This window comes from Streptomyces sp. NPDC002156, assembly GCF_053593675.1.
The window spans coordinates 167,661-191,282 of sequence record NZ_JBSFDA010000001.1 but is presented as its reverse complement, the minus strand read 5'-3'; the positions used below and the strand labels follow the sequence as shown (position 1 = coordinate 191,282).

At 71.2% G+C, this 23,622-nt stretch carries 21 protein-coding genes; 13 read left to right on the top strand and 8 right to left on the bottom strand.

Annotated elements, in window-relative coordinates; genetic code table 11:
- Window positions 1-16: 16 nt before the first annotated feature.
- The 4 genes from ACWCRB_RS00805 to ACWCRB_RS00790 all read left to right on the top strand — a co-directional run bounded on the left by ACWCRB_RS00805 (window position 17) and on the right by ACWCRB_RS00790 (window position 3,664).
- The gene (locus tag ACWCRB_RS00805; RefSeq protein ID WP_450993930.1) at window positions 17-478 is read left to right on the top strand and encodes a (2Fe-2S)-binding protein; all 462 of its coding nucleotides are present in this window, start codon (window positions 17-19) and stop codon (window positions 476-478) included.
- A gap of 298 nt (window positions 479-776) precedes the next feature.
- Entirely contained in the window at window positions 777-1,304 is a 528-nt protein-coding gene (locus ACWCRB_RS00800; RefSeq protein ID WP_450993929.1) for an RNA polymerase sigma factor, read from the top strand.
- A 91-nt stretch (window positions 1,305-1,395) separates the two neighbouring features.
- Window positions 1,396-2,022, top strand: a complete 627-nt coding sequence (locus tag ACWCRB_RS00795; protein ID WP_450993928.1) for a hypothetical protein — start codon at window positions 1,396-1,398, stop codon at window positions 2,020-2,022.
- A gap of 82 nt (window positions 2,023-2,104) precedes the next feature.
- Window positions 2,105-3,664 carry an ABC1 kinase family protein gene (locus tag ACWCRB_RS00790; RefSeq protein WP_450993927.1) on the top strand — a complete coding sequence of 520 codons (1,560 nt, stop codon included), beginning with the start codon at window positions 2,105-2,107 and terminating at the stop codon, window positions 3,662-3,664.
- A gap of 187 nt (window positions 3,665-3,851) precedes the next feature.
- On the opposite strand, the gene ACWCRB_RS00785 is transcribed toward ACWCRB_RS00790, so the two are convergent.
- From ACWCRB_RS00785 to ACWCRB_RS00775, 3 genes are read right to left on the bottom strand one after another with little or no spacing between them, the layout of a single operon-like run.
- Entirely contained in the window at window positions 3,852-5,168 is a 1,317-nt protein-coding gene (locus tag ACWCRB_RS00785; RefSeq protein WP_450993926.1) for an aspartate aminotransferase family protein, read from the bottom strand.
- On the bottom strand, window positions 5,165-6,283 hold the full coding sequence (locus ACWCRB_RS00780; RefSeq protein WP_450993925.1) for an SDR family oxidoreductase: 1,119 nt from the start codon (window positions 6,281-6,283) through the stop codon (window positions 5,165-5,167). Before ACWCRB_RS00780 ends, ACWCRB_RS00785 begins: the two co-directional genes overlap by 4 nt.
- 44 nt (window positions 6,284-6,327) lie before the next feature.
- Complete coding sequence (locus ACWCRB_RS00775; protein WP_450993924.1) at window positions 6,328-7,467, bottom strand: acyl-CoA dehydrogenase; 1,140 nt, start codon at window positions 7,465-7,467, stop codon at window positions 6,328-6,330.
- Between the two features lie 180 nt (window positions 7,468-7,647).
- Here ACWCRB_RS00775 and ACWCRB_RS00770 point away from each other — a divergent pair, with 180 nt between their 5' ends.
- From ACWCRB_RS00770 to ACWCRB_RS00750, 5 genes are all read left to right on the top strand, one after another.
- Window positions 7,648-7,767 (top strand): putative leader peptide, encoded by a 120-nt coding sequence (locus ACWCRB_RS00770; RefSeq protein ID WP_450993923.1) that lies wholly within the window; start codon window positions 7,648-7,650, stop codon window positions 7,765-7,767.
- Window positions 7,768-7,857: 90 nt separating this feature from the next.
- On the top strand, window positions 7,858-8,727 hold the full coding sequence (locus ACWCRB_RS00765; protein ID WP_450993922.1) for a glutathione S-transferase C-terminal domain-containing protein: 870 nt from the start codon (window positions 7,858-7,860) through the stop codon (window positions 8,725-8,727).
- Window positions 8,728-8,930: 203 nt separating this feature from the next.
- A complete protein-coding gene (locus tag ACWCRB_RS00760; RefSeq protein WP_450993921.1) occupies window positions 8,931-9,020 on the top strand; it encodes a putative leader peptide in 90 nt (29 codons plus the stop codon).
- 48 nt (window positions 9,021-9,068) lie between these two features.
- On the top strand, window positions 9,069-10,289 hold the full coding sequence (locus ACWCRB_RS00755; RefSeq protein ID WP_450993920.1) for an LLM class flavin-dependent oxidoreductase: 1,221 nt from the start codon (window positions 9,069-9,071) through the stop codon (window positions 10,287-10,289).
- Window positions 10,290-10,312: 23 nt separating this feature from the next.
- Entirely contained in the window at window positions 10,313-11,689 is a 1,377-nt protein-coding gene (locus tag ACWCRB_RS00750; protein ID WP_450993919.1) for an NtaA/DmoA family FMN-dependent monooxygenase, read from the top strand.
- A 127-nt stretch (window positions 11,690-11,816) separates the two neighbouring features.
- On the opposite strand, the gene absR1 is transcribed toward ACWCRB_RS00750, so the two are convergent.
- The gene (absR1, locus tag ACWCRB_RS00745) at window positions 11,817-12,902 is read right to left on the bottom strand and encodes a beta-glucuronidase AbsR1 (RefSeq protein ID WP_369032138.1); all 1,086 of its coding nucleotides are present in this window, start codon (window positions 12,900-12,902) and stop codon (window positions 11,817-11,819) included.
- Between the two features lie 100 nt (window positions 12,903-13,002).
- On the opposite strand from absR1, the gene ACWCRB_RS00740 reads away from it, so the two are divergent.
- The gene (locus tag ACWCRB_RS00740) at window positions 13,003-14,844 is read left to right on the top strand and encodes a LuxR family transcriptional regulator AbsR2 (protein WP_450993918.1); all 1,842 of its coding nucleotides are present in this window, start codon (window positions 13,003-13,005) and stop codon (window positions 14,842-14,844) included.
- Between the two features lie 51 nt (window positions 14,845-14,895).
- Here ACWCRB_RS00740 and ACWCRB_RS00735 read toward each other — a convergent pair whose 3' ends face one another.
- The gene (locus ACWCRB_RS00735; RefSeq protein WP_450994058.1) at window positions 14,896-17,463 is read right to left on the bottom strand and encodes a CHAT domain-containing protein; all 2,568 of its coding nucleotides are present in this window, start codon (window positions 17,461-17,463) and stop codon (window positions 14,896-14,898) included.
- 225 nt (window positions 17,464-17,688) lie between these two features.
- On the opposite strand from ACWCRB_RS00735, the gene ACWCRB_RS00730 reads away from it, so the two are divergent.
- The 3 genes from ACWCRB_RS00730 to ACWCRB_RS00720 all read left to right on the top strand — a co-directional run bounded on the left by ACWCRB_RS00730 (window position 17,689) and on the right by ACWCRB_RS00720 (window position 20,414).
- Window positions 17,689-19,128, top strand: coding sequence for a S8/S53 family peptidase (locus tag ACWCRB_RS00730; RefSeq protein ID WP_450993917.1), 1,440 nt, complete (start codon window positions 17,689-17,691; stop codon window positions 19,126-19,128).
- Between the two features lie 42 nt (window positions 19,129-19,170).
- Window positions 19,171-19,815, top strand: a complete 645-nt coding sequence (locus ACWCRB_RS00725) for an RNA polymerase sigma factor (RefSeq protein ID WP_450993916.1) — start codon at window positions 19,171-19,173, stop codon at window positions 19,813-19,815.
- A gap of 65 nt (window positions 19,816-19,880) precedes the next feature.
- Window positions 19,881-20,414: a hypothetical protein gene (locus ACWCRB_RS00720; protein WP_450994057.1), complete on the top strand. Its 534-nt coding sequence runs from the start codon at window positions 19,881-19,883 to the stop codon at window positions 20,412-20,414.
- Window positions 20,415-20,464: 50 nt separating this feature from the next.
- Here the strand turns inward: ACWCRB_RS00720 and ACWCRB_RS00715 are convergent, their stop codons facing one another.
- The 3 genes from ACWCRB_RS00715 to ACWCRB_RS00705 all read right to left on the bottom strand — a co-directional run bounded on the left by ACWCRB_RS00715 (window position 20,465) and on the right by ACWCRB_RS00705 (window position 23,619).
- A complete protein-coding gene (locus ACWCRB_RS00715) occupies window positions 20,465-21,499 on the bottom strand; it encodes an ABC transporter ATP-binding protein (RefSeq protein ID WP_450993915.1) in 1,035 nt (344 codons plus the stop codon).
- A 139-nt stretch (window positions 21,500-21,638) separates the two neighbouring features.
- Window positions 21,639-22,658, bottom strand: a complete 1,020-nt coding sequence (locus tag ACWCRB_RS00710) for an ABC transporter ATP-binding protein (protein WP_450993914.1) — start codon at window positions 22,656-22,658, stop codon at window positions 21,639-21,641.
- Window positions 22,651-23,619, bottom strand: coding sequence for an ABC transporter permease (locus tag ACWCRB_RS00705; protein ID WP_450993913.1), 969 nt, complete (start codon window positions 23,617-23,619; stop codon window positions 22,651-22,653). The genes ACWCRB_RS00710 and ACWCRB_RS00705 overlap by 8 nt, the downstream gene beginning before the upstream one ends.
- Window positions 23,620-23,622: the final 3 nt, after the last annotated feature.

Sequence of the window (23,622 nt, the reverse complement as noted above, 5' to 3'; positions counted from 1 at the left end):
CCCCCGAGAGGTACTGATGCCCCGCTACACCTTCGTCCTCAACGGCAAGCCGGTCACCGTCGAGGCCCCGGCCGACATGCCGCTGCTGTGGGTGCTGCGCGACCTGCTGCACGTGACCGGCCCCAAGTACGGCTGCGGGGTGGGGGTCTGCCGGGCCTGCACCAGCCATCTCGACGGCGCGGAGATCCAGCCCTGTGTCGTGCCCGTCGCCGACTGCGCCGACCGTCAGGTCACCACCATCGAGGGACTGGCCGACGGCGACACCCTGCACCCCGTCCAACAGGCCTGGCTCGACCAGGACGTGGCGCAGTGCGGCTTCTGCCAGCCGGGGCAGATCATGGCCGCGGCGGCACTGCTCCAGCGGACCTCCGAACCGACGGACGCGGACATCGACCGGATCGAGAACGTCTGCCGCTGCGGCACGTACTGCCGGATCCGCGAAGCCATCAAACAGGCCGCCGCGGCGACCGACAACTGACCTCCGGAGCGAAAGCAGGTCGGCCGGTATTGGCGAGTTAAGTTCCCCGGTGGCCGAGATGGGTATGCTGCCGGGGGTAATTAATTCACCCTGGACCTGATGTGACGTTTCTGCGGAATTTGACCGATCCGGCAGCGGTACGGATTTTTATAGCACGATGTGCCATGGCCAGGAGCCGGTTCTTTCGTTTTCCATTCGGACGAGTGGTGCGCAATCGGCTCGGTTTGTCCGTGAGTTGACCCGGACAGTCCTTTCCCGTCGAGTCGGGGAACAGGAAAATTTCGGGGCCGTGTACTGCATGAATTCGGAAGACCGCGCGGACGAGTTAGTGATCTGGGAAGAGATCGTCGGCCATCGGGAACGGCTGATGCGGCTGGTCCGCCGGCGGCTCCCGACCGCCCAGGACGCGGAGGACTGCGTCCAGGAGGCAATGCTGCGGGCGGCGGCCCACGACAATCTGGACCCGGAGCGGATCGGACCCTTTCTGACCTCGGTCGCGCTGCGGCTGTGCGTCGACCACTACCGTGAACTGGAGCGCAGACGGCGGCTGGTGGGCCGTACCGCGCACGTCAGCAGGCCCGAGCTGCCGGACGAGGACGTGTGCGACGAGGATTTCGGACGCTGGCTGTTGCGCCAGGTCCAGCAACTGCGGGGCCGTGAGCGCCAGGTCATGCTGGCCCGCGCCGACGGTATCTCCACGATGGAGTTCGCCCGTATGCACCAGATCTCGCTGAAGGCGGCCGAGGGTGCGTTCACGCGGGGACGGGCACGGCTGAGGCTCGTGTGTGCCCAGACGCTGGACGGGGTCGCCGCACATCCCAGGTAACGGACGGCCGAATTCATTCTCGGTTCATGTCCGGCCTCTTGTGAACGACTTCCGGATTACGGGAGTTGAGTCGACAGGGAAGGCAGTTTCAGTGGGCAGGAACAATACTCAGGATACGATCAAGGACTTCATCGGCGATATCGCCGACAGTACGAAGAAGGCCTTCGACGACATTCTCGACCGAAGGAGCGACGACTCCCATGCCGTGGACTGGCTCACCGCGGCGAATCCTTACCAGGCGCTGAACGCATTGCCCGGGGATGTGCTGCGTACCGTCAGCGCGCTCTCGGCACTCGGCGGGGTCGCCAATCCCGTGGCGGCCCTCGCGAACGCGGCCAACGCCGCCGCCGGAGTCGGCGCCGCCAACCCGCTCGCCGCGCTGACGGGCGGCGTCCCCAACCCCCTGGCCGCCCTCGCTGGCGCGGCTCCGAACCCTCTCGCCGCACTCGCGGCCGGGGGAGCGAACCCGCTCGCCGCGCTGGGCGGCATGGCGGGCGCGGGCAACCCGCTGGCCGCGCTCGGACAGGTGGCGGGCGGGGCCGCGTCGGCTGTGTCGGGAGCGGCGGACATGGCGGAGGGGCTGGCCGCACTGCCACGGCAGATCGCCCAGCTCTCCGAACTGGTCTCGAACCTGGTCGGCGTACTGGAGAGCGTCCAGGGAGTCGCCGGAGCCGTGACGGGCGCCGGCAGCCGGCCGTCGGCGGCACGCAAGAGCTGACGCGGGGCGCGTGACGGCGGGGCGGGGCCGGACCCGCCCCGCCGGTCTCAGGAAACGCAGCACACACAGAAGGTCGTGACACATGGGCAGTGCCCTGCTCGGCAACCGGCTCCGGCTGGTGGTGAAGGTACTGGGAGGACTCGCGGCCGAAGAGGCCGGCCGGCTGGCCCGGGACCGGCGCCGCACCCGGCGCGCAACCGACGGAGAACCCGGCGAGGACGGCGAGGACGGCGGCGACGGCATCCGGCGCGCCAGAGCCGTACGGCACGCCCTCGAAAGCCTCGGCCCGTTCTACGTGAAGCTCGGTCAGATCCTCTCCACGCGCCCCGACATGGTGCCCGCCTCGATGATCGCCGAGCTGCAGAACCTGCACGACCAGGTCGACGTCCAGCCCTTCGCCGTCTTCGAACCCGTCCTCCGCGACCAGCTCGGACCGGACTGGAAGCGCCGGTTCGACGACATCGACACCGTACGACCGCTCGGCGCGGCCTCCCTCGCCCAGGTGTACCGGGTCACCCTGCCCGGCGGGCGCCCGGCGGTGGTCAAGGTGCAGCGGCCCGGCATCCGGGACGCGGTCCGCGCGGACATGGCCCTGATGCGCAGGGCGTCCAGGATCGTCGCCCGCACCGCGCCCCGCTTCAACGAGGTCATCGACATGGAGGCGATGCTCGGCTCGATCTTCGACGCCATGGAACCGGAACTCGACTTCACCGGCGAGGCCCGCAACATGGACGAGGCCCGCGAACACATCCGCCGCTATCCGACCCTCGCCGTGCCCCGGGTCATCCACGCCACCCCCAAGGTGCTGGTCCAGTCCCTCGCGCCCGGCTCCTCCGTACGGCACCTGGACCGCGGCGAGTTCAGCGACCGCGAGCGCACGGACATCGGCAAGGACCTGCTGCGCTTCATGTACCGCGGCTACTTCGTCGACCGCATGTTCCACGCCGACCCGCACGCCGGCAACGTCTTCGCGCTGCCCGGCGGCCCGGCCACGCTCATCGACTGGGGCATGATCGGCCGCCTCGACCGCCGTACGAGCCTGCAACTCCTGCCTCTCCTCATGGCTCTGGCCCAGAACGACGGCCACGGACTCGCCTGGGCCTGGGCGGACATGGGGCGCGTCACGCCCTGGTCGAACCTGCCCGCGTTCGCCGCCGACATGGCCGCGCTGGTGCCCAAGGTGGCCACGGCCTCCCTGGAGGACATCAACTTCGGGGTGTCCCTGACCACGGTGCTGGAGAAGGCGACCAAGCGGGGCATCGGCTCGGCGCCCGCCATTTCTCTGCTGGGCAAGTCCTTCGCCAACCTGGAGGGTTCGGTGCGCTGTCTCGCACCGGACATCGCCCTCGCGGAGGTCTTCCGGGCGGAGGCACGGGGGATCGTCATGGCCCTGCTGCGCGAGTACTTCTCCCTCGACCAGGCGGCCCGTAACACGATGGACCTCCTGTCCTTCGCCGTGTCCGCGCCCGAGCAGCTGCGCAGCCTCCTCTCCGACGCCGCCGGCCGGCAGTTCGCCCTCCAGCTCCACGAACCCCACACTCCGGCCGGCATGGGCGGGCAGCGGCCCTGGACGCCGTCGAGGGGCCTGCTGGCGCTCGGCGCCGCCGCCCTCCTCTTCGACCGCCGCCGCCCGCCCCACTGACGCGCCGGCCTTGGGGCCTGTCCGGCGGATCACGCCGCAGCCGCGGGGTCTGGCACGCCCTCCCCCGGAGGGGGACCCCCACCACGTCGACGCCCTCCTCCGTCTTGCAGCCGCACGCACCAGCCCCCGCTCACCGGCGATGACGCGGCGCCGTTGATTCACTGCGACCTGATCCGCCGGACAGGCCCTAGCCCATCCGCCGCGCCACGTCGTGCAGCGACTCCGCCAGGCTCGTCAGGAAAAGGCGTACCTCGTCGTCGCCGACGATCGCGGGCGGGGTCAGGCGCAGCACCCGGGAGGCGTTGAGGGAGTGGTTCACGAGGATGCCCCGGCCGACCAGTTCGAGGATCAGCTCGCCGACGGCCCGCTCCTCGCTGAACTCCAGGCCGATCAACAGCCCCCGCCCGCGCACCTCTTGGACCAGCCCGCCGAAGTACGGCTCGCAGACCGCCTGTACGCCCCCGAGCAGACGCTCGCCGAGCCCCCGTGCCCGGGCGACGACGTCCTCCCTGTCCAGCGCCTCGACCGAGGCCCGCGCCGCCGCACAGGCGATCGGCGAGGCGGCGAAGGTGGAGGTGTGGAGGTAGGGGTCGCGGGAGAACGGCCCGTACGCCGTCTCCGTCGCGACCATCGCCGCCACGGGCACCACCCCGCCGCTCAGCCCTTTCCCGACGAGGAGGACGTCCGGCACGACCTCCCCGGCGCCCTCGACGCCCTCCTGCCCTTCCCCGTCCAGCCCCCACCACGAGCCCAGCCGCCCCAGCCCCGTCTGGATCTCGTCGACGATCAGGAAGGCCCCGTACGCCCGGCACAGCCGGCTCACCGCCGCCAGATAGCCGGGCGGCGGAATCCGTACCCCGCCCTCGCCCTGCACCGGCTCGACGATCACACAGGCCCGTTGGCCGAGCACACCGAGTACGGCTGCCAGGGCTTCCGCGTCGCCGTACGGGACGACCTCGGTGTCCGGGAGCAGCGGGCGGAACGGCTCCTGGTACTTGGCGTTGGCGGTGGCGGAGAGCGCGCCCAGGGTCTTGCCGTGGTAGCCGGAGGACATGCTCACCACGGCCGTGTGCCCATGGGCGCGCGCCAGTTTGAGTCCCGCCTCGGTCGCCTCCGCACCGGAGTTGACGAAGTGGACGCGGTCGAGGCAGGCCGGGGTGTGCGCGGTGAGCGCCTCGGCGGCGCGGGCCGCGACCGGCTCCAGGAAGACCCGGGAAGCCAGGGGATGGGCGTCCACCTGGCAGTGCACGGCCGCCGTGACGGCGGGGTGCCGGTGGCCCAGGATGAACACTCCGTATCCGCCGAAGTCGAGGTAGCGGCGGCCGTCGTCGGTGAAGATCCACGCCCCCTCGGACGCCGTCTCCAGCATGCCGCCGAGCACGGTGCCCATGACGGCACGGCCGGAGGAGAGATGCTCGCGGTAGAGATGGGTGATGTGGGCGCGGTTGGCGGCCGGGGTGTCGATGTCCGGCCGGAACGGGGAGTCGATCGGAACGGTGGTCATGATGCCAACTCCCTTGCCTGGACTGCCTCTTGAGCGGGGGTGCTCGCCGACTGGATGAGTTGCCGGCCGCGCATTCCGCCGGGGCGGGCGGCCCAGGCGACCAGATTGCGCACCAGGGCCTCGCGCAGCTCCTCCTTGGACACCGCCGGGCCGCAGTGCGGCGTACCGAGGGACGACTCGAAGGGCAGCGCGCGCTGGAAGACCAGCAGCAGTTCGGCGTACGTGTGGAAGCGGCGGCGCAGCGACTCCGGGAACGTGGGTCCCTCGATCAGCGGCAGCAGCAGCCGGTGCACCGACTCCAGCGGAATCAGCCGGGGCGGATGCGGCCGGGGCCCGTAGCGGTCGGCGAACTCCAGGCAGGTGTCGATGACTTCGGTCTGGAGCAGCACCTCCGAACCGGCGGTCAGCCAGTACTCGCCCTCGCTGACCCCACCGCGCATCAGGTCGCCCACCGCACGGGCGACGACATCCTGCGGCACCATGTCGATCCGTGAATCGGGCCCGCCCGGCATGACGGGAACCTGGCCCTTGACGATGGCTCCCAGCGCCCGCGTGAGTCCCTGCATCCCGGCGATCCGGCCGGTCACCGAGTCGCCCATCACCACCGACGGCCGCATGATCACCCCGGGCACCGGCGCCTCCCGTACCGCCTGCTCGGCATCCCGCTTCGACGCGAGATACGCGGCGGCGCCCGGAAAGCGCTCCTGCTCCTCCGGAGCCAGCGGGTTGGCCACGAAGGCGGTGCTCATGTGGAAGAAGGGCGCGTCGGCGAGGGCGGCGAGGTCGAGCATCGTACGGGTGCCGTCGAGATTGGCGCGCCGGATCAGGTCGGGCTCCCACTGCCAGTTGGTGGCGGCGGCGGAGTGCAGCACGAGGTCGACCTCGGCGGCGAGGTGAACGAACTCGGCTCCGGACAGGCCGAGTTGAGGCTCCATCAGATCGGCTCGGAACTCCCGTACCCCGGGTTCGTGCACCGGGGTGCGATGACGCAGGCAGACGATGCGGAAGTCGGGCCGCAACTCCTCGATCAGGGCTCTGCCGAGCACTCCGGTGCCGCCGGTGAGCAGCACGGTGGGGCGGGTACCGGGTCGGTCACTGGGCCGGGATTTGGGCATGGCGAAGTTCCCCTCGTACGAAGTGCTAGTGCTATGGGAGAGGTTCAGGCGATCGTCAGTGGTGCCTCGGCCAGATACGCGGCCAGCGGGCCCGTCATCCGGGACCGCGACGGCGGGTGCAGGGCGAGGCCGTTGGCGCAGGCGGCGAGGTAGCCGACCTCGTCCGAGGTCATGAAGCGGAGCCCGCCGAGGAGTTCCACCGCGCGCGGGACGATACGGGCGAGCGCGTCCTGCACGGTGTAGCGGACGTACAGCGAGTCGGCGAGCGCGGACTCGTCGGGGGAACCCTCGTCCACCCGCCGGGCCAGGCCCTCCACGGCGGCCATCGCGCCCTCCGCCTCCACCAGCAGCCGCACCCGTTCGGCTTCGGGCACCCGGTCGGCGCGCAGCACCCGCTCCACCAGGGCGCTCGCGGCGCCGAGATAGCTGCCGGTCATCAGCAGCTCGAACCAGACGAGCCCGGCCGTCTGCACCTCGTCGAGCCGGGCCCCGGCCGGGGACGCGGTGCGCACCAGCAGTTCCGGTGGCACGAGTACGTCGTCCAGCGTGACCCGGTCGCTCTCCGCGCCCGCGAGGAAACTGCTCGACCAGAAGCCGCTGACGCTCAGCCCCTCCGTCTCCGCCGGCACGAGCGCCACGGCCAGTTCCTCGCCCTCGCCGGTCTCGCACGGCACCATCACGCTCGCGGTGAGCAGGTCCATGGAGCGGGCCAGGCTGCACGGCTGTTTCACGCCGGTGATGCGTACGCCCTCGGGGGTCACCGTGGCGGACATCGCGGGGGAGAGGATGCCGGTGCCGCTGCGGCCCTCCGCGAAGCCGGACGCCATCAGCCGGTTGTCGGTCGCGACGCCCTGGACGAGCATCCACTCCAGACCCTCGCCCCCACTGGACTCGCTCAGCCCCACGAGCGTGGCCATCGAGAAGTGGTGCATGGTCGTCGCCACCGCCAGCGAGGGCGAACGGCTGCCCAGCGCCCGCTGCACCCGTACCGCTTCGAGGGCGGAGGCGCCCCGCCCCTGCAGAGCCGTCGGCGCCAGCAGCCCCGGGCCCCCGCACTCCCGGAACAGGCCGATGCCCGGACTGTGCGGGCTCTCCAGCGTCATCAGCGGCAGGGCCCGCAGCCCCTCGTCGAGGCCGGGCAGCAACTTGGTGAGGGCCGCGCGCTCGCGCTCCAGGAATCTCATGTCGTCCCCTGCTTCCTTGGTCCTCGGATGCCGTAAGCGCTTCGTTTCTCTCTTCACGAGCTTTACGAGCCCACCGCGAGGACCCCTCGGCATCGTCCGACGTACGAGACGCCCTTGACGTGGGACGCGACCCGATCGACACTCCCCATGGGAATCCTAGTGAAAAGGTAGGGAAACGTGATGCGCGTGGAGTCGAACGCCAGTCGGGTGGTTTCCGCACCCCGGCCGACCCCGCTGCTGACCTCCCGCCGTCACATCGACCTCCAGCGCCTCCGCAGCGCCATCAGCCTCCTGAGCTGATCCCGGCCGCCCAACGCGCCGCCGGACCGACGGGCCCCGACTACGCATTCCGCCGCGCGTACGTCTGCGCACCACATCCTGGGGAGACTCATGACCGTCACACCACTGGCCGCCACCGCCGCCCGCCCCGCTCCGGCCTTCCGTGGCCGGCTCGGCCGGGACGCGCGCAGCGGCCACTACGCCGTGCCGCGCCGCTACCGCCTCCACCTGTCCCCGGCCGACCCCGACTGTCTCCGGATCGCCGTCACCCACAGCCTGCTCGGCCTCGACGCGGCCTGTCCGGTGACCGAGCTGCCCGCCGTGCCCGACGCGCCCGGCGGCGAACACTCCGCACTGCGCCCGCTGTACGAGGCGAGCGCGCACCGCTACTCCGGTGCGGCGACCGTCCCGGTGCTCAGCGACGACTGGTCGGGGCGGATCGTCAGCACGTACACCCCGGACATCCTGCGTGACCTGGCCCGGCACTTCGGCGCGGGGCGGTTCGCGCTGTACCCGTGCGGTCTGGAGGGGGAGATCGAGGCGGTCGAGCGGTTGTGCGCGCAGGGGATCGACGCGGCGGCGCAGCGGGCGGGTGACGCCGGCGGTGAGGATGTCGACCGTGTTGACGCGCTTGCCTCGCTGCTGCGGACGCTGGGGTCGCTGAACGCGCGGCTCGCTGCGGATCCGTATCTGCTGGGTGAGCAACTGACTGCGGCGGATGTGGAGTTGTGGGTGAGTCTGGTGCGGCTCGACACGGTGCACCGGTGGCACCTGGACGCGGCTGCTGTGCATCGGGTTGCCGATCATCCTGCGCTGTGGGCTTACGCCCGCCGTCTCGCCGCTCACCCGGCGTTCGGTCGCCACCTCGATCTTGATGCCATTGCCCGGCGGCATCATGTGGATTGCCGGGGGCTGGAGGCTGCGGGGGCGGCTGTGCAGATTCTGGACTGGGCGGCTCACGCTTCGCGTTCCGCCGGGTAGGTGGGTTGTTGGCTGCGGGCCGGTGGGGGCTGGTCGCGCAGTTCCCCGCGCCCCTTTGGGGCGCGTTGCCCGGCCGTCGATCAATCCGCTCGGCCCATCTGAAGCCGGCCCGGTTGAAGCCGGCCTGGTGGAAGCGGGGCGGATTTCATCCCGTCGACACAAAGTGGCGGAACACGCGATCTCGTCCTCTTGTTGACGACGTCGTGCTGAAGCCCATCCCCTGCCGTCCGAGGTTGTACTCGCGGCGGCATATCGATCTGTTGCGTGTAGCCGGTGCGCTCTGTTGTTCCTGACCTGCTGTCTCGTCTCTTCGTACGGTCGATCAGGAAGGCGCTACTTTCGTGTCCTCGTCACCCTCTTCCTCTCCCTCTTCTCTGCACCTTGCCGTCGCTCTGGACGGCGCCGGCTGGCATCCGGCCGCCTGGCGTGAGCCCGTCGCGCGGCCCCGGGAGCTGTTCACCGCCCGCTACTGGGCCGATCTGGTCGCCGAGGCCGAGCGTGGACTGCTCGACTTCGTGACCATCGAGGACGGTCTCGGTCTTCAGTCCTCGCATCTCGTCGATCCTGACGGCCGTACCGATCAGGTCCGGGGTCGTCTCGACGCGGTCCTGATCGCGGCGCGGGTGGCGCCGTTGACCCGGCACATCGGCATCGTCCCGACGGTCGTCACGACCCACACCGAGCCGTTCCATCTCTCCAAGGCGATCGCCACGCTCGACTACGTGAGCACCGGGCGTGCGGGCCTGCGTGTCCAGATCACCGCCCGGCAGAACGAGGCCGCCCACTTCGGCCGCCGTCAGATACCGCGGCTCGGCCCGCTGAACGACCCGCACACCTGGGAGTCGGTGGGCGAACTCTTCGACGAGGCCGCCGACTACGTGGAGGTGGTACGTCGGCTGTGGGACAGCTGGGAGGACGACGCGGAGATCCGGGACGCTGTCACCGGGCGGTTCGTCGACCGGGAGAAGCTGCACTACATCGACTTCGAGGGGCCGCACTTCAGCGTCAAGGGGCCGTCGATCACCCCTCGGCCGCCGCAGGGTCAGCCGGTCGTCACCGCGCTGGCGCACGCGACCGTTCCGTACCGGCTGGTGGCCCGCTCCGCCGACGTCGGATATGTGACCCCGCACGATGCCGGCCAGGCGCGTGCCATCGTCGAGGAGATCCGCGGCGAGCAGTCGGCGGCCGGGCGTGCCGGTGAACTCCTGCACGTCTTCGGTGACTTGGTTGTGTTCCTTGACGACTCAGCGGCCGCCGCGACTGCCCGCCGGGAGCGACTCGACACCCTCGCCGGGTACGAATACACCAGCGACGCCCGCATCTTCGCCGGTACGCCCGCACAACTCGCCGATCTGCTCCAGGAGTTGGCGTCGGCCGGGCTGTCCGGGTTCCGGCTGCGGCCCGCCGTCGTCGGGCACGACCTCCCGGCGATCACCCAGAAGCTGGTCCCCGAACTCCAGCGCCGGGGCGTCTTCCGGCAGGCGTACGAGGCCGACACTCTGCGCGGACTGCTTGGCCTGTCCCGTCCCGCCAACCGCTACGCCGGCACTGCCGCCGTCTGAGCGGGAAAGGATCCCCTGACATCATGAGCAAGCCGCTGAAGCAGATCCATCTGGCCGCGCACTTCCCCGGCGTCAACAACACCACCGTGTGGAGTGACCCGAAGGCCGGCAGCCATATCGAGTTCAGCTCCTTCGTCCACTTCGCCCAGACCGCCGAACGTGCCAAGTTCGACTTCCTGTTCCTCGCCGAGGGGCTGCGGCTGCGCGAACAGGGCGGAAAGATCTACGACTTGGACGTCGTCGGCAGGCCCGACACCTTCACCGTCCTCACCGCGCTCGCCGCCGTCACCGAGCACCTTGGTCTCACCGGGACGATCAACTCGACGTTCAACGAGCCGTACGAGGTGGCCCGCCAGTTCGCCAGCCTCGACCACCTCTCCGACGGACGCGCCGCCTGGAACGTCGTCACCTCCTGGGACGCCTTCACCGGCGAGAACTTCCGGCGCGGCGGCTTCCTCCCGCAGAGCGAGCGCTATTCCCGGGCCAAGGAGTTCCTGCAGACCGCCGCCGATCTCTTCGACTCCTGGCAGGGCGACGAGATCCTCGCCGACCAGGAGACCGGCACCTTCCTGCGGGACGCCAAGGCCGGTGCCTTTGTCCATGCCGGTCAACACTTCGACATCGAGGGCCAGTTCAACGTGCCCCGCTCCCCGCAGGGCCGCCCGGTGATCTTCCAGGCCGGCGACTCCGATGAGGGCCGCGAGTTCGCCGCGTCGACCGCCGACGCGATCTTCAGCCGGTACGCGACCCTCAAGGAGGGCCAGGAGTTCTACACGGACGTCAAGGGGCGCCTCGCCAAGTACGGCCGCCGTGCCGACCAGTTGCTGATCCTGCCCGCCGCGAGCTTCGTCCTCGGCAACACGGACGCCGAGGCGGAGGAACTTGCCCACGAGGTGCGCCGCCAGCAGGTCAGCGGCGCCACGGCCATCAAGCACCTGGAGTTCGTCTGGAACCGTGACCTGTCCGCGTACGACCCGGACGGCCCGCTCCCCGACATCGACCCCGACCTCGGCGAACACACCGTCGCCCGCGGCCGGGCCCAGGTGCGGATGTACCGCGACCCGCTGGCCACCGCCCGCGAATGGCGGGAGCGCGCCGAGGCCAACAACTGGTCCATCCGCGACCTCGTCATCGAGACCGGCAACCGGCAGAACTTCGTCGGCACCCCGACCACCGTCGCCGCCACCATCAACGACTTCGTCCAGGCCGACGCGAGCGACGGCTTCATCCTGGTCCCGCACATCACCCCGGGCGGCCTCGACGGCTTCGCCGACACGGTGGTCCCGCTGCTCCAGGAGCGGGGCGTCTTCCGTACGGAGTACGAGGGCACCACCCTCCGCGACCACCTCGGCCTCGCCCACCCCGACGCCGAGACGGCGGGGGAGCGGGCGGCTTCCTAGGGGCATGGCGTGGTCGAGGACGTCACCCTCCCCCATGAAGGTGACGTCCTCGACCGCTCCCCCGGGAGCCCGAAGGTGGTCTGATTCGTCCGCGTCGGCCGTCATGCGCTGGTCTCTGCCCCCAGCATCACCAGCACATGACGGCCGTCTCCCCCGATCCCCACGTGGAGTAGAGCCTGACGCGGACGAAGTAGTTGCGGCCCTTGACGAGCCGGACCCTGACATGGGCGTTGTGCGGAGTGCCGCCGTCGTCCTCGGCGGAGAGGTAACGGGGCTCACCGTCGATCTCCTCGAAGACCGCGACGACCGTGTCGCTCTCCCCGAAGGTCCCCACGGTGTAGTCGCGGGTCTCCGGCGGCGCGATACCGAAGTCGGCCTGCTCACCCGCGCCGAGGCGTAGGGGCGCGGACCGGAACGGCACGAGTTCGGCCGGCCCGGGTGTGCCCGTCGGCGGATACCAGCGGAGCACGAACTCCTTGTCGGCCGGGGAGAGCGTCCCCGGAGGCACGACCCCGGACCGGAACTGCTCCGGTTCCAGGATCAGCCCCGCCGAGAACGGATACTCCATGATCGACAGCGGGTCCCAGACGGAGCCGTTGACCTCGTCCGGGTCGAGCTTGCGGAGAATGTTGAAGTAGGTCTTGTCGCGGCCCCAGAAGTTCGGCGGCCCCGCCAGGTCGTCGTACACCGCCTCGTCGTCCCAGTGGATGCCGGCGAACGGGTTCTGGTGCTCGTGCAGCAGGCCCAGGGCGTGCCCGATCTCGTGCAGGGCCGTCGCGCGTTCCCCCGGCGCGGTCAGGTCCCACCCGAAATTCATCGTGCGCCGCCCCAGGCCCACCGACAGTGCGTCCCGCCCGACCGTGGAGTACGAACCGTCACCGGTCTGGAACCCGATGCGCAGTTCGGCCTCCGAGCGGTCGCGCACCTCCACGAAGGACAGCCCGATCCCCAGGTCGAGCCACTCCCGGAAGCAGTCACGGACGACATCGCGCTGTGCCTCGGCGCCGACCCATGACTCCCACCGGGTCTCCCCGGTCCCCGGCAGGGGGATGACCGAGCCGTCGCTGTCCCGGTCGAAGAAGTAGTAGTGGAGCACGGTGCCGTTCACCCACATCAGGCGCCCGGAGAGGAGCGCGCTGAGCCGCTCGGCCGGCAACCCCGGGGCGAACGTGGGGGCCGGTTGCTGCGGCAGTGAGCAGAACCGTGCGTTCATGGGGAACAGGTTGCAGTGCACATGCGCTCGGGCGCCTGAGTCGGGGGCTACTCAAGTCGGCCTGTATCAAAGCTGAGTAGCCCGGCTCTTGTTCAACGTGATGACTTTCGAACGGGACGCGAAGACCCTGGAGCTGCCCTGGCCGTTCACCGGCCGGGACGACGAACTGGAGCTGCTCCGCCGGTCGTTGGCGGCGGAACGGCACGGCGTCGTGGTGACGGGTCCGGCCGGACACGGCAAGACCCGTCTCGTCACGGAGGTGGTCCGGGGCGCCGACTGCGCGAAGGTCAGCGGCACGCCCGAGACCCGGGACATCCCCTTCGCAGCCTTCGCCCACCTCCTCCCGGAACAGGTCTCCCTGCACCGCGCGGTCCAACTCCTCTCCGGCGTACGGACCTTGCTGGTCGACGACGCCCATCTGCTGGACGACTCCTCGGCCGCCCTGGTCCACCAGCTCGCGGTGCACGGCCGCACCCGGCTGCTCGTGGTGGCGACGGACGGCGCTCCGGCACCCGGCGCGGTGTCCCGCCTCTGGACGGGCGAGGTGCTGCCGCGCCTGCCCCTGAAGCCACTGCCCCGCGAGGAGACCGCCCAGCTGATCGCGGCAGGCGCGGGCGCCCCGGTCGAACCGCTCACCGCACGCCGCCTCCACCACCTCTGCCAGGGCGACCTGCGCCTGCTGCGGGACCTGATCGGGGCGGTACGCGAGAGCGGCGAACTGACTCTGGCCTCGGACGAGTTGATGTGGCGGGGCCCGGTGCCGGTGACCCTTGCGGTGCGTGAACGAACAGACGAGGCCCTGAATCGCGCCTCCGCCGAGGAACGGGACACGCTGGAACGCCTGGCATTCAGCGAACCACTCCCGCTGGCCCTGGCCACCCTGCCCCTACGGGCCCTGGAGAGCCTGGAAGCCGACGGCCTGATCCACGTGGACGCCCGGTCCGAGGTCCGCCTGGCCCACCCCCTGCACGGCCCTGTGCTCCGCGCGGGCGCGGGCCAACTCCGCGCGAGGCGACTGTCCCGCCCCGCGGCGGAGTGCGAGTCCGCCCTGGACGCCGAGCGAGCGGAGCTGGCCGACCGGATCGAGCGCACGGACGTCCAGGACCCGGCGGGCCCGGTAGGAGACTGGCTGGCGGCCGAAAGGGCGGTCCCCGCCTCCTACGCGACCGTCCGCTCCCGCTTCGCCCGACTGCGCGGAGAGCTGCGCGAGGCCCTGTCCTGGGCCAGGGAGGGCCTGCGCGGCACGCCGGACGACTCGTCCTGCCGTACGGAACTGGCGCTGGCGGCAGCCCAGTTGAACGAGGTCACGACCGCGGGCGAGGCGCCCCCCGGCCGGGCGACCACCTGGCTGCGCGCGGCACACGGCGACACCGCGGGCGCACTCCGGTCGGCCACGACCCCCGAAGCCAGGGGCGAGGGGGAGGCGTACGTCCTGTACGACGCCGTACGCCTGGGCGCCCCGCACCTGGTGGCGGACCGACTGGCCCAACTGCCCCCCGAGGAGGCGGAACCCCTGGCCCGCCACGCCGACGCGCTGGTCCGCCAGGACGGCCCTGCCCTGGACCGCGCCGCCGAACTCCTGGAACGCCGAGGCCTGTTGCTCTTCGCTGCCGAGGCACACGCCCAGGCAGTCCCGGTGCACCGCGACCCACGCGCGGCCCGCAGGTCCCGCTCCCGGGCGATGACCCTGGCCCGCCGCTGCCAGGGAGCCCGAACCCCGGCCCTGTCCGCGCTGACCCTCGGCGAACTCACCACCCGCCAACGCCAGATCGTCACCCTGGCGGCAGCAGGCCTGAGCAACCGCGAGATCGCGGACCGCCTGACCCTGTCCATCCGCACGGTGGGAAACCACCTGTACAGCGCCTACACCCGCCTCGGCGCAAGCGACCGAGCGGCTCTGCCGTGGCTCCTGGACGAGATCCCGACCACACAGTCGGCGTGACCGACGTAGGGAGTGGCTCAGGGCGGGCTCAGCCGGAACCGAACGCGAGATTCACGCCGAGCCGAAGGCCGAGAACGCCCACCCCGTTGCCTGATGCGTCGCGTCGCCCGGTAGCGCCGCCCGGGCGTCTCGCAGGGCCTCCGCCAACGAGAGGCCCGCGCTGAGCCCCTTGTGGAGGGCCAGCATCAGGGGGACCACCGCCGCGTCGTTCACCGGGGCGCTGCTCGCCACCACGCCTGCCGTGCCCAGGGGGAGCAATGCTGTGACCAGGCCGAGGAGTTCGTCCGCGCCTACCGTTGCCAGGCGGCCTGTGTCGCAGCTCGACAGGATGATGCGGTACGGGCTGCGGTCCAGGCGTTCGAAGTCGTGGACGATCAGGGGGCCGTCGGCCATCCGGAGCGACGAGAAGAGCGGGCTGTCCGCCCTGAACGTGCCGTGGGCCGCGATATGGGCCAGTGCGGCCCCGTCCAACGCTTCCAGCACTGCTGGTACCCGTGCGCCCTCGTGTTCGAGGACTGTCGGTCTGCCGTACCGGTCGACCAGGTCGGGCACCTCCGCGCCGCCGCTCGCCAGGCCGGGGCCCCGGACCAGGACGTGCCGGCCGCCCGGCGGGGGACCCGTCTCCTGGGCGCGCAGCCAGCTGCTCGCCGACGGGGACACGCTGAGCACCCGGTCGCGGAGGGAGGGGAGCAGGGCCCAGGGGACTCGGTGCAGCCTTCCCGGCGGGACCACGACCACCGGGCCGGAGCCCAGGTGCGGTACCGCCGCGCCCAGCAGGATTTCCTCCAGCTTGCGGCCCGACGCCTCCAGGACCGGCAGCCTGCCCTCCGCTCCCGGGTGCGCGAGCCGTCGGAGCCCCGCCTGGACGTGTTCGGCCTCCGTCACCGCGTGCGCGAGCAGGCCCGCCTCGAAACGGCGTACCTTCCCCTCGCCGCACAGCAGCACCTGCACCTGGCCGTCGACCACCGCGATCTCGATCAACCGCCCACCGCTGCCCAGGCGTTCGAGCAACCGGGCCGGGTCGAAGCGGTGCCCGTCGCCGCCGGACTCGCCACGGATGTGCAGGGTGCGGGAGCGCACCTCCCGTTCCAGGCGCCGCTGTTCGCGCTCAAGGGCCGGCACCGGGCGGCCGTCGACCCGGGCCTCCTCCGCGCGGGCGGCGATCTCCCGGAACGCGGTGAGGCTCTGCCCGAGCGCCGGGTCGTCGGGCGGCCGGGTCGGCGGCGCCGACAGCACCGTGGCCCGCCACCGCTCGCTCCACACCAGCAGCCGCCGAGGACCGCCGGACTCCAGCGACGCCCGCTGTGCGAGAGCCGCCAGTTCGGCACCCTGCGCCGTCGCCCGGGCCCGCAGCTCCGAGGCGCCGAGCGTCATCCGGTGGTCGTCCAGGACGGCGAGCCCACGCCGGCAGGCCTCCAGCACACCCCGCGCCGACCCGGCCGCCTCCGCACGCAGCGCCTGCGCCGCCCAGCCCGTCATCCGCGCCAGCGGCGGACCGACGCGCCGACTGCGCGCGGCGACCTTCAGATGCTTCTCCGCGTCCTCGGTCCACCCCAGCGCGAGCGCGATCCGCCCCGCGAGCAGCGACGCCTCGGGCGCGGACGGCGAACCGAAGGCGGCCAGCCGCTCGGCCAGCGCCGCCGCGTCCGCCACCAGTCGCCCGGACTTCCGCCCGGTCGCGACCCGCGCCTCGATCAGCACCAGCCGCGCGTGCGCCTCCCACCAGCTGCGCCGCTGCCCGGCGAACAGCCGTACAGCCACGGCCGCGCGGGCGATCGCGGTGTGCGGATCGTCCGCGAGCCGCGCGGCCTTCGCGGCGGTCAGCAGCAGCTCCGCCTTGCGGGTGCTCTGCCCGCCGATCCCGTCGAGCACACCGAGCGCCGCGTCGGCCTCCGCGACCGCCTCGGGGGCCAGCCCGGCGGCCATCAGCACCTCGCAGCGGCGGATGTAGAACACGAAGATCGGCGTGCCCAGCCGGTCGTACCGCTCCGCCGCCTCGTCGAACAGCCGCAGCGCCGCCGGGATGTCGCCCGCCCGGTACGCGGCCAGCGCCCGGCTCTCCACGACGTCCGCCTTGTCGTGGTCCTGCCCGGTGGTGTCCCACATCTGCTCGGCGGCGGTGAAGTCGGCGTCCGCCCGCTCGGGTCGGCCCAGCGCCAGATGCACGGTCGCCCGCAGCGTCAGCGCCCGCGCCGTCCAGATGACGTCGTCCGCCTGCCGCAGCACGGGAATGGCCCGCCGTACGTCGTCCAGCGCCTCGCGGTGATGCCCCAGGACCCACCACGCGTACGCCCGCCGGTACAGCACGCGCGCGCGGGTATGGCCCGTACCCCGGTCGACGCCCTGCTCGAACGCCTCCAGGCCCTGCCGGGTCCGGCCCGCGTGGACCAGCGCCACACCGAGCGTGCCGAGGACGTCCGCCTCGCGCTCCGCGGAACCGGCGTCCGCTGCCAGGTCGCGGGCGCGCCGCAGATGACGCAGGGCGATGCGCATGTCGCCGAAGTCCCGCTGCCAGATACCGATCACCTGATGGGCGACGGAGGCGTGCAGCGGCGTCGGATCGTTGCCGAGGACATTCTCCGCCCGCGCGAGCGCGTCCTTCGGGCGGGCGAACACCATCGGCAGGAGTTCGAGAACCGTGTCGCTTCCCGCAGTCACCCAACGGATGGTAGTGCTCCGCGCCCCTCGTCACACAGGTTTGGCCATGGACAACCCACTGTCCAACGCTGATCGACCCCTGTATCAGGAAATGTGCGGCGGCACCTGTATCACGCGGCGGCCCCGTGGCTCTCAATATCAGCAACAGAGGCAAGAAGGGGATCAGTTCCAGGGGGAGGACATTCCATGGCACCGCAGCGTTTCCAGGAGCAGTTCGACCACATCCAGCGCTCCATGCCCGGCGTGGAGCTGGCGACGGGGCCGGACGACGCGGCCGAGTTCATCTACGAGAAGGGCGTCGTCCTGGCCCGCGACGGCGAGGAGGCACGCCTCGTCGAGGACACCGTACGCGCGCACTTCACCACGTTCGCCGGCCTGACCGCCGACGAGGTGCGCCGGGACAGCCCGGAGACCAACCGCTCGGGCATCACCCGCATCCGGGTCGGCGACCCCGGCGAGGGAGGTCGGCGCGGCGACCGCGCGGTGGCGGGCGCACTGCGCGCGCTCAGGGAGGCCGAGGGCAACGCGCGGCGGCGCCTGGTCAGCCGCAACCACGTGGTGCACATCGCCGTCAACGCCTGCCCGGGCGACGAGCCGGTACCCGTCGCGTACAGCGCGGGACCCAACCCGACGGTCGCCGAGAGCGGCTACGACGCGGACAGCGCCGTCGGTGTCCTGGTCATCGACACCGGCCTCATGAACGACTACGCCTCCTACCCGGCCATGACCCACGTCCAGGGCGACACCCAGATCGACGAGTGCGACGCGAACGGCGTGCTCCGGCAGTACGCCGGGCACGGCACGTTCATCTCGGGGCTCGTAGCGGCCGTCGCCCCCAACACGAACATCGTCTCCCGCAACACCCTCAACGACGCCGGCGCGATCCTGGAGTCCGAGTTCGGCGACAAGCTCTTCGAGGCCGTCGAGCGTGACGGCTGGCCGCCCCTCATCAGCCTCTCCGCGGGCACGTCGAACGGCAGCACGGAAGGCCTGCTCGGCCTCACCGCGTTCATGGAGGCCCTCCGCGAGCAGCCGCGCACCCTGCTGGTCGCAGCCGCCGGCAACAACGCCAGCGCGACCCCCTTCTGGCCCGCCGCCTACGCCGACAAGCCCGAGTACGCCCAGTCCGTGATCTCGGTCGGCGCCCTGCGCAGCGACGGCGAGTTCGGCGCCTGCTTCAGCAACCACGGCCCCTGGGTGCGGGTCTACGCCCCCGGCGAGCGCCTCACCGGCGCCCTGACGGGCTTCCAGACCCCGGTGCCGTACACCTACCACCACAGCACGTACGACTCCTGCCGCCACGGCTTCACCTACGCCTGCACCTGCCAGGACCCCCAGCACCTCGGTCTGCTGACGGGGGAGTACGAGACCACCTCGGGCACCCCGGACCAGGTGCAGTTCGAGGGGTTCGCGCAGTGGAGCGGCACCTCGTTCGCCACCCCGCTGGTCGTCGCGATGATCGCCGCCCACATGACCGCCCACAAGGAGACCGACCCGCGCGCCGCCCGACAGCAACTCCTCGCGGCGAACACCGAGTTCGCGGAGGTCCGGGGCGCGGTCGTACCGGCACTGATCCCGCCCACCTGGAGCCCGGTGCCGGTCGTGAACATCCCGCCCGCCGTATAGAGGTCAACAGGCCTCCGTACAAGGACAAATCGAGTGAGGACCATGCGCAGGACGAGTGGAGCACCCCCTTCCACGGCGTACGATGACTTGCCGTACACGAGGGGTGGGGACGTGGACCGAGCTGCGGTCGGCGCGTTGGTCAAGTCCGCCGTCGACGGCGACGCGGCGGGCTGGAAAGCGCTGGTGGAAGGGCTGAGCCCACTGGTGTGGTCGGTGGCGCGCGCCCACCGGCTGTCCGACGCGGACGCGCACGAGGTGTACTCGACCGTCTGGTTCCGCTTCGCCCAGCATCTGGGCCGTATCCGTGAACCGGAGAAGGCCGGTTCGTGGCTCGCGAGCACCGCACGGCACGAGTGCCTCAAGGTCATCAAGAGCACCCACCGGATGACCCCGACGGACGACGCCCAGCTGCTCGACCGGATCAGTGACGACCGTACGCCCGAGCAGTGGGTGATCGAGTCCGAGGAGGCGTCCGCCGAGGCGGAGCGCATCCGGAAGTTATGGCAGGAGTTCGAGGAACTGGGCGCCCGGTGCAGGCAGTTGCTGCGCATCCTGATGTCCGCGCCGCCGCCCAGCTACCAGGAGATCTCCGCCGGCCTCGGTATCGCCGTGGGCAGCATCGGCCCCCTCCGCCAGCGCTGCCTGCGTCGGCTGCGAGTACGGCTCGCGGCCCGGGGGGTGCTGTGAACGACAACACGCACGACAGCGACGGATTACCCCACGACTCCGACGACTTGGACGGCACGGCCGACATGAACAGCACTGATGGCACAGATGACACGGACGGCTTCGACGACGAACTGGACGGCGAAGCCGACGACTTAGCCGAGTTCGAGGGCGACGACTCGCTGGACAACGACCTGCTGGAGGAGACGCTGCGCCAGGCCGCGGCCATCATGGACCCCGTCCCGGCGCAGCTCCAGCAGACCGCCGTCGAGGCCTACACCCTCTACTCGCTCGACACGCAACTGGCCGAGCTGACCTTCGACTCGCTCGTCCACGGCATCCCCGTCAGAGGAGTCGTGGACGCGCCCCGGATGCTGACCTTCCGCACGGGTGAGCTGACGGTCGACGTCGAGGTGTCCGCACACGGTCTGATGGGCCAGGTACTGCCGCCCCAGGAGGCCAGGATCGAGGTGCTGAGCGGCCCGCAGCTCAGCGCACCGCCCACCCTCACCGCCGACGACATGGGCCGCTTCACCGGCGAACTGCAGGTCAGCGGCCCGTTCGCGCTCCGGCTGCGGACGGACGCGGAGGTCGTCGTCACGGAGTGGCTGCGCGCCTGACACACGGCTGGCGGGGGCGGGTCCGAGTGGGCCCGCCCCCGCCGCTGTTCCTAGGCGGCCGCGACCAGCGGATAGTGGCAGGCGACCGCGCGCCCGGAGGCCGTCGTGGCCAACGGGGGCCGCTGCACCGCACACACCTCCCGCGCGTACGGACACCGTGTGTGGAACGCGCAACCGGCCGGTCTGGCCGCCGGATCGGGTACGTCCCCGGTGAGGACGATCCGCTCCCGGCGCGGCGCGTCCGGGTCGCCGGTCCCGTCGTCGATCTCCGGCACCGCAGACATCAGCGCCTCCGTGTAGGGGTGCGCGGGAGCCCCGTACAGCGTCTCCGTGTCGGCGAGTTCGACGATCTCACCGAGATACATGACCGCGATCCGGTCCGAGACATGGCGGACCACACCCAGGTCGTGCGCGATGAAGACGTACGTCAGCCCGAACTCGTCCTGGAGATCCGCGAACAGGTTCAGCACCTGCGCCTGGATCGACACATCGAGCGCGGACACCGGTTCGTCGGCGACGATCAGCTTCGGGGACGTCGCCAACGCCCGTGCGATACCGATGCGTTGACGCTGACCGCCGGAGAACTCGTGCGGGTACCGGTCCAGATGGGCCGCCGACAGCCCCACCACGTCGAACAGCTCGGCCACCCGGCGCCGAACGGCTGCACCGTCCCCGTACCGATGGATGAGCAGCGGCTCGGCGACGATGTCCCCGGCGCGGCGGCGCGGGTTCAGGGAGGCCTGCGGGTCCTGGAACACGAGCTGCATCCCGGGCCGTACGGGACGCAGCCGGCGCGCGGACAGGGTGGTGATGTCCTGCCCGTCGAACTCGACCCGCCCGCCCGTGATGTCGGTGAGCCGGACCAGACAGCGCCCGAGCGTCGACTTGCCGCAGCCGGACTCGCCGACGACGCCGAGGGTCTCGCCCCGGCGCACCTCCAGCGAGACCCCGTCCACGGCCCGCAGCACCTTGTGGCGCCCGGTGAGGGAGTCACCGCGTAGACGGTAGTGCTTGGTGACGTCGGTGGCGCGCAGCAGCACGCCCGCCTGGGGATCCGTGGTCACGGCGCCGCCTTCCTGTCGCATGTGTTCGGGGCGGAGTGGGCCGTGCGGGCCGGGCCGCGTTCCCGGGCCGGCAGTCCGCAGCACCTTGCGGTGCGGGTGAGGCGGTCAGCGCGCAAGGGGGAGCGATTGCCGTCGCCGGTTTCGGTCTGGGGGTTCGGTGTCATGGCGTCGCCTTTCGGTCCGGGGACGAGTGCGCCGCCGTACGGGCCGATGCGCGTTCCCCAGCCGGCAGCCAGCAGGCGTCGAGGTGCCCCGACTCGCCGCTCAGCACCGGGCGTTCGTCGCACCGGTCGTGCCGGGCCGGGCAGCGTGGCGCGAACGCGCACCCCTCCGGCACGGCGTCCGGCGACACGGGGACGCCCGCGATGGTGGGCAGTCGGCGCAGGCGCGGTCCGCCGACCCGGGGTACCGAGTCGAGCAGGCCCCAGGTGTACGGGTGCCGGGGACCGTGGAACACGGCCCGGCGCGGGCCCTCCTCGGCGGCCCGGCCGCCGTACATGACCAGCACCCGGTCAGCGACCTCGGACACCACACCCATGTCGTGGGTGATGATCACGACCGCCGAGCCGCGTGCGTTCAACTCCCGCATCAGGTCCAGGATCTGGGCCTGGATCGTCACGTCGAGCGCGGTGGTCGGCTCGTCGGCGATCAGCAGCGCCGGACCGCAGGCGAGGGCCATCGCGATGACCGCCCGCTGCCGCATCCCGCCCGAGAACTCGTGCGGGTAGGCGTTGACGCGCGAACCGGCGTCCGGGATGCCCACGTCGGACAGCAACTCGACCGCCCGCGCGAGCGCCTCCTTCCGGGACACCTTCTCGTGCGCCCGGATCTGCTCGGCGATCTGCCAGCCGACCGTGTAGACCGGGGTCAGCGCGGTCATCGGGTCCTGGAAGACCATGGCGATCTCCCGGCCGCGCACCGACCGCATCTCCTTGTCGGGGAGGGTGAGCAAGTCCCGCCCACGGAAGAGCACTTGGCCGGTGACGGTGACGTTCGGGCTGGTCAGCAGCCGCAGTACCGCCAGCATCGAGACACTCTTGCCGGAGCCCGACTCGCCGACCACGCCCAGGATCTCGCCGGGTGCGACCGAGAAGGAGAGCCCGTCCACGGCGGTGACCGTGCCGGTGCGGGTGCGGAAGGAGATCCGCAAGTCCCGTACATCGAGAAGGGGTTCAGACATGGCGGGCCCTCGGATCGAGTCGCGCGTACAGGATGTCGACCAGGGCGTTGGCGAGCACCACGAAGAACGCCGCGTACATGACCGTCCCCATGATCACGGGCAGGTCCAGGTTCTGCAGCGCGTCGAAGGTCAGCTTGCCGACGCCGGGCAGGCCGAAGACGACCTCGGTGAGCAGGGCCGCACCGCCCACCAGCGCGCCGAAGTCCAGGCCGAACAGCGACACGATCGGGATGAGCGAGCAGCGCAGCGCGTGCCGGACCAGGATCCGCCGCTCGGACAGACCCTTGGCGCGGGCGGTGCGTACGTAGTCCTCGCCGAGCGCGCTGACGACCTCGCCGCGCAGCAGCCGGGCGTAGATGCCGGCGTACAGAAGCGCCAGGGTCAGCCACGGGAACAGCAGATGCAGCGCCCACTGGCCGGGGTCCTTGCCCAGTTCGACGTACCCGGGTGGCGGCACCCAGGAGAACACCGAGTCGTGCAGGCGCTTCTGGGTGAGGAGGTTGACGACCTCGCCGAGCCAGTAGGCGGGCAGCGAGACGCCCACGACACCCACCAGCATGATCACCGGGTCCGCGGCCGTACCGCGCAGAGCGGCGGCAGCCGTACCCATGAGGATGCCGACCGTCATCCAGATGACCGCCGCCCCGATCACCAGCGACAGCGTCACGGGCATGGCCTGCACGATCTGCGGGACGACCTTCGAGCCGCGGTTGACGAACGACTCCAGGTCCCGGTCGATCAACAGGTGCCGCATCATCAGCAGATAGCGGACGGGCAGCGGCCGGTCGAGGCCGAAGGAGTGCCGAACCTGGGCGAGCGTGGCAGGGTCCGCGTTGCGCCCTGCGATACGTGCCGCCGGGTCGACTCCCGGGGTGGCGAAGAAGATCAGGAACACCAGCACGCTGATCGAGAACATCACCAGCAGGGCGGAGAGGAAGCGCCGGAGCGCGAAGTACAGCATCGG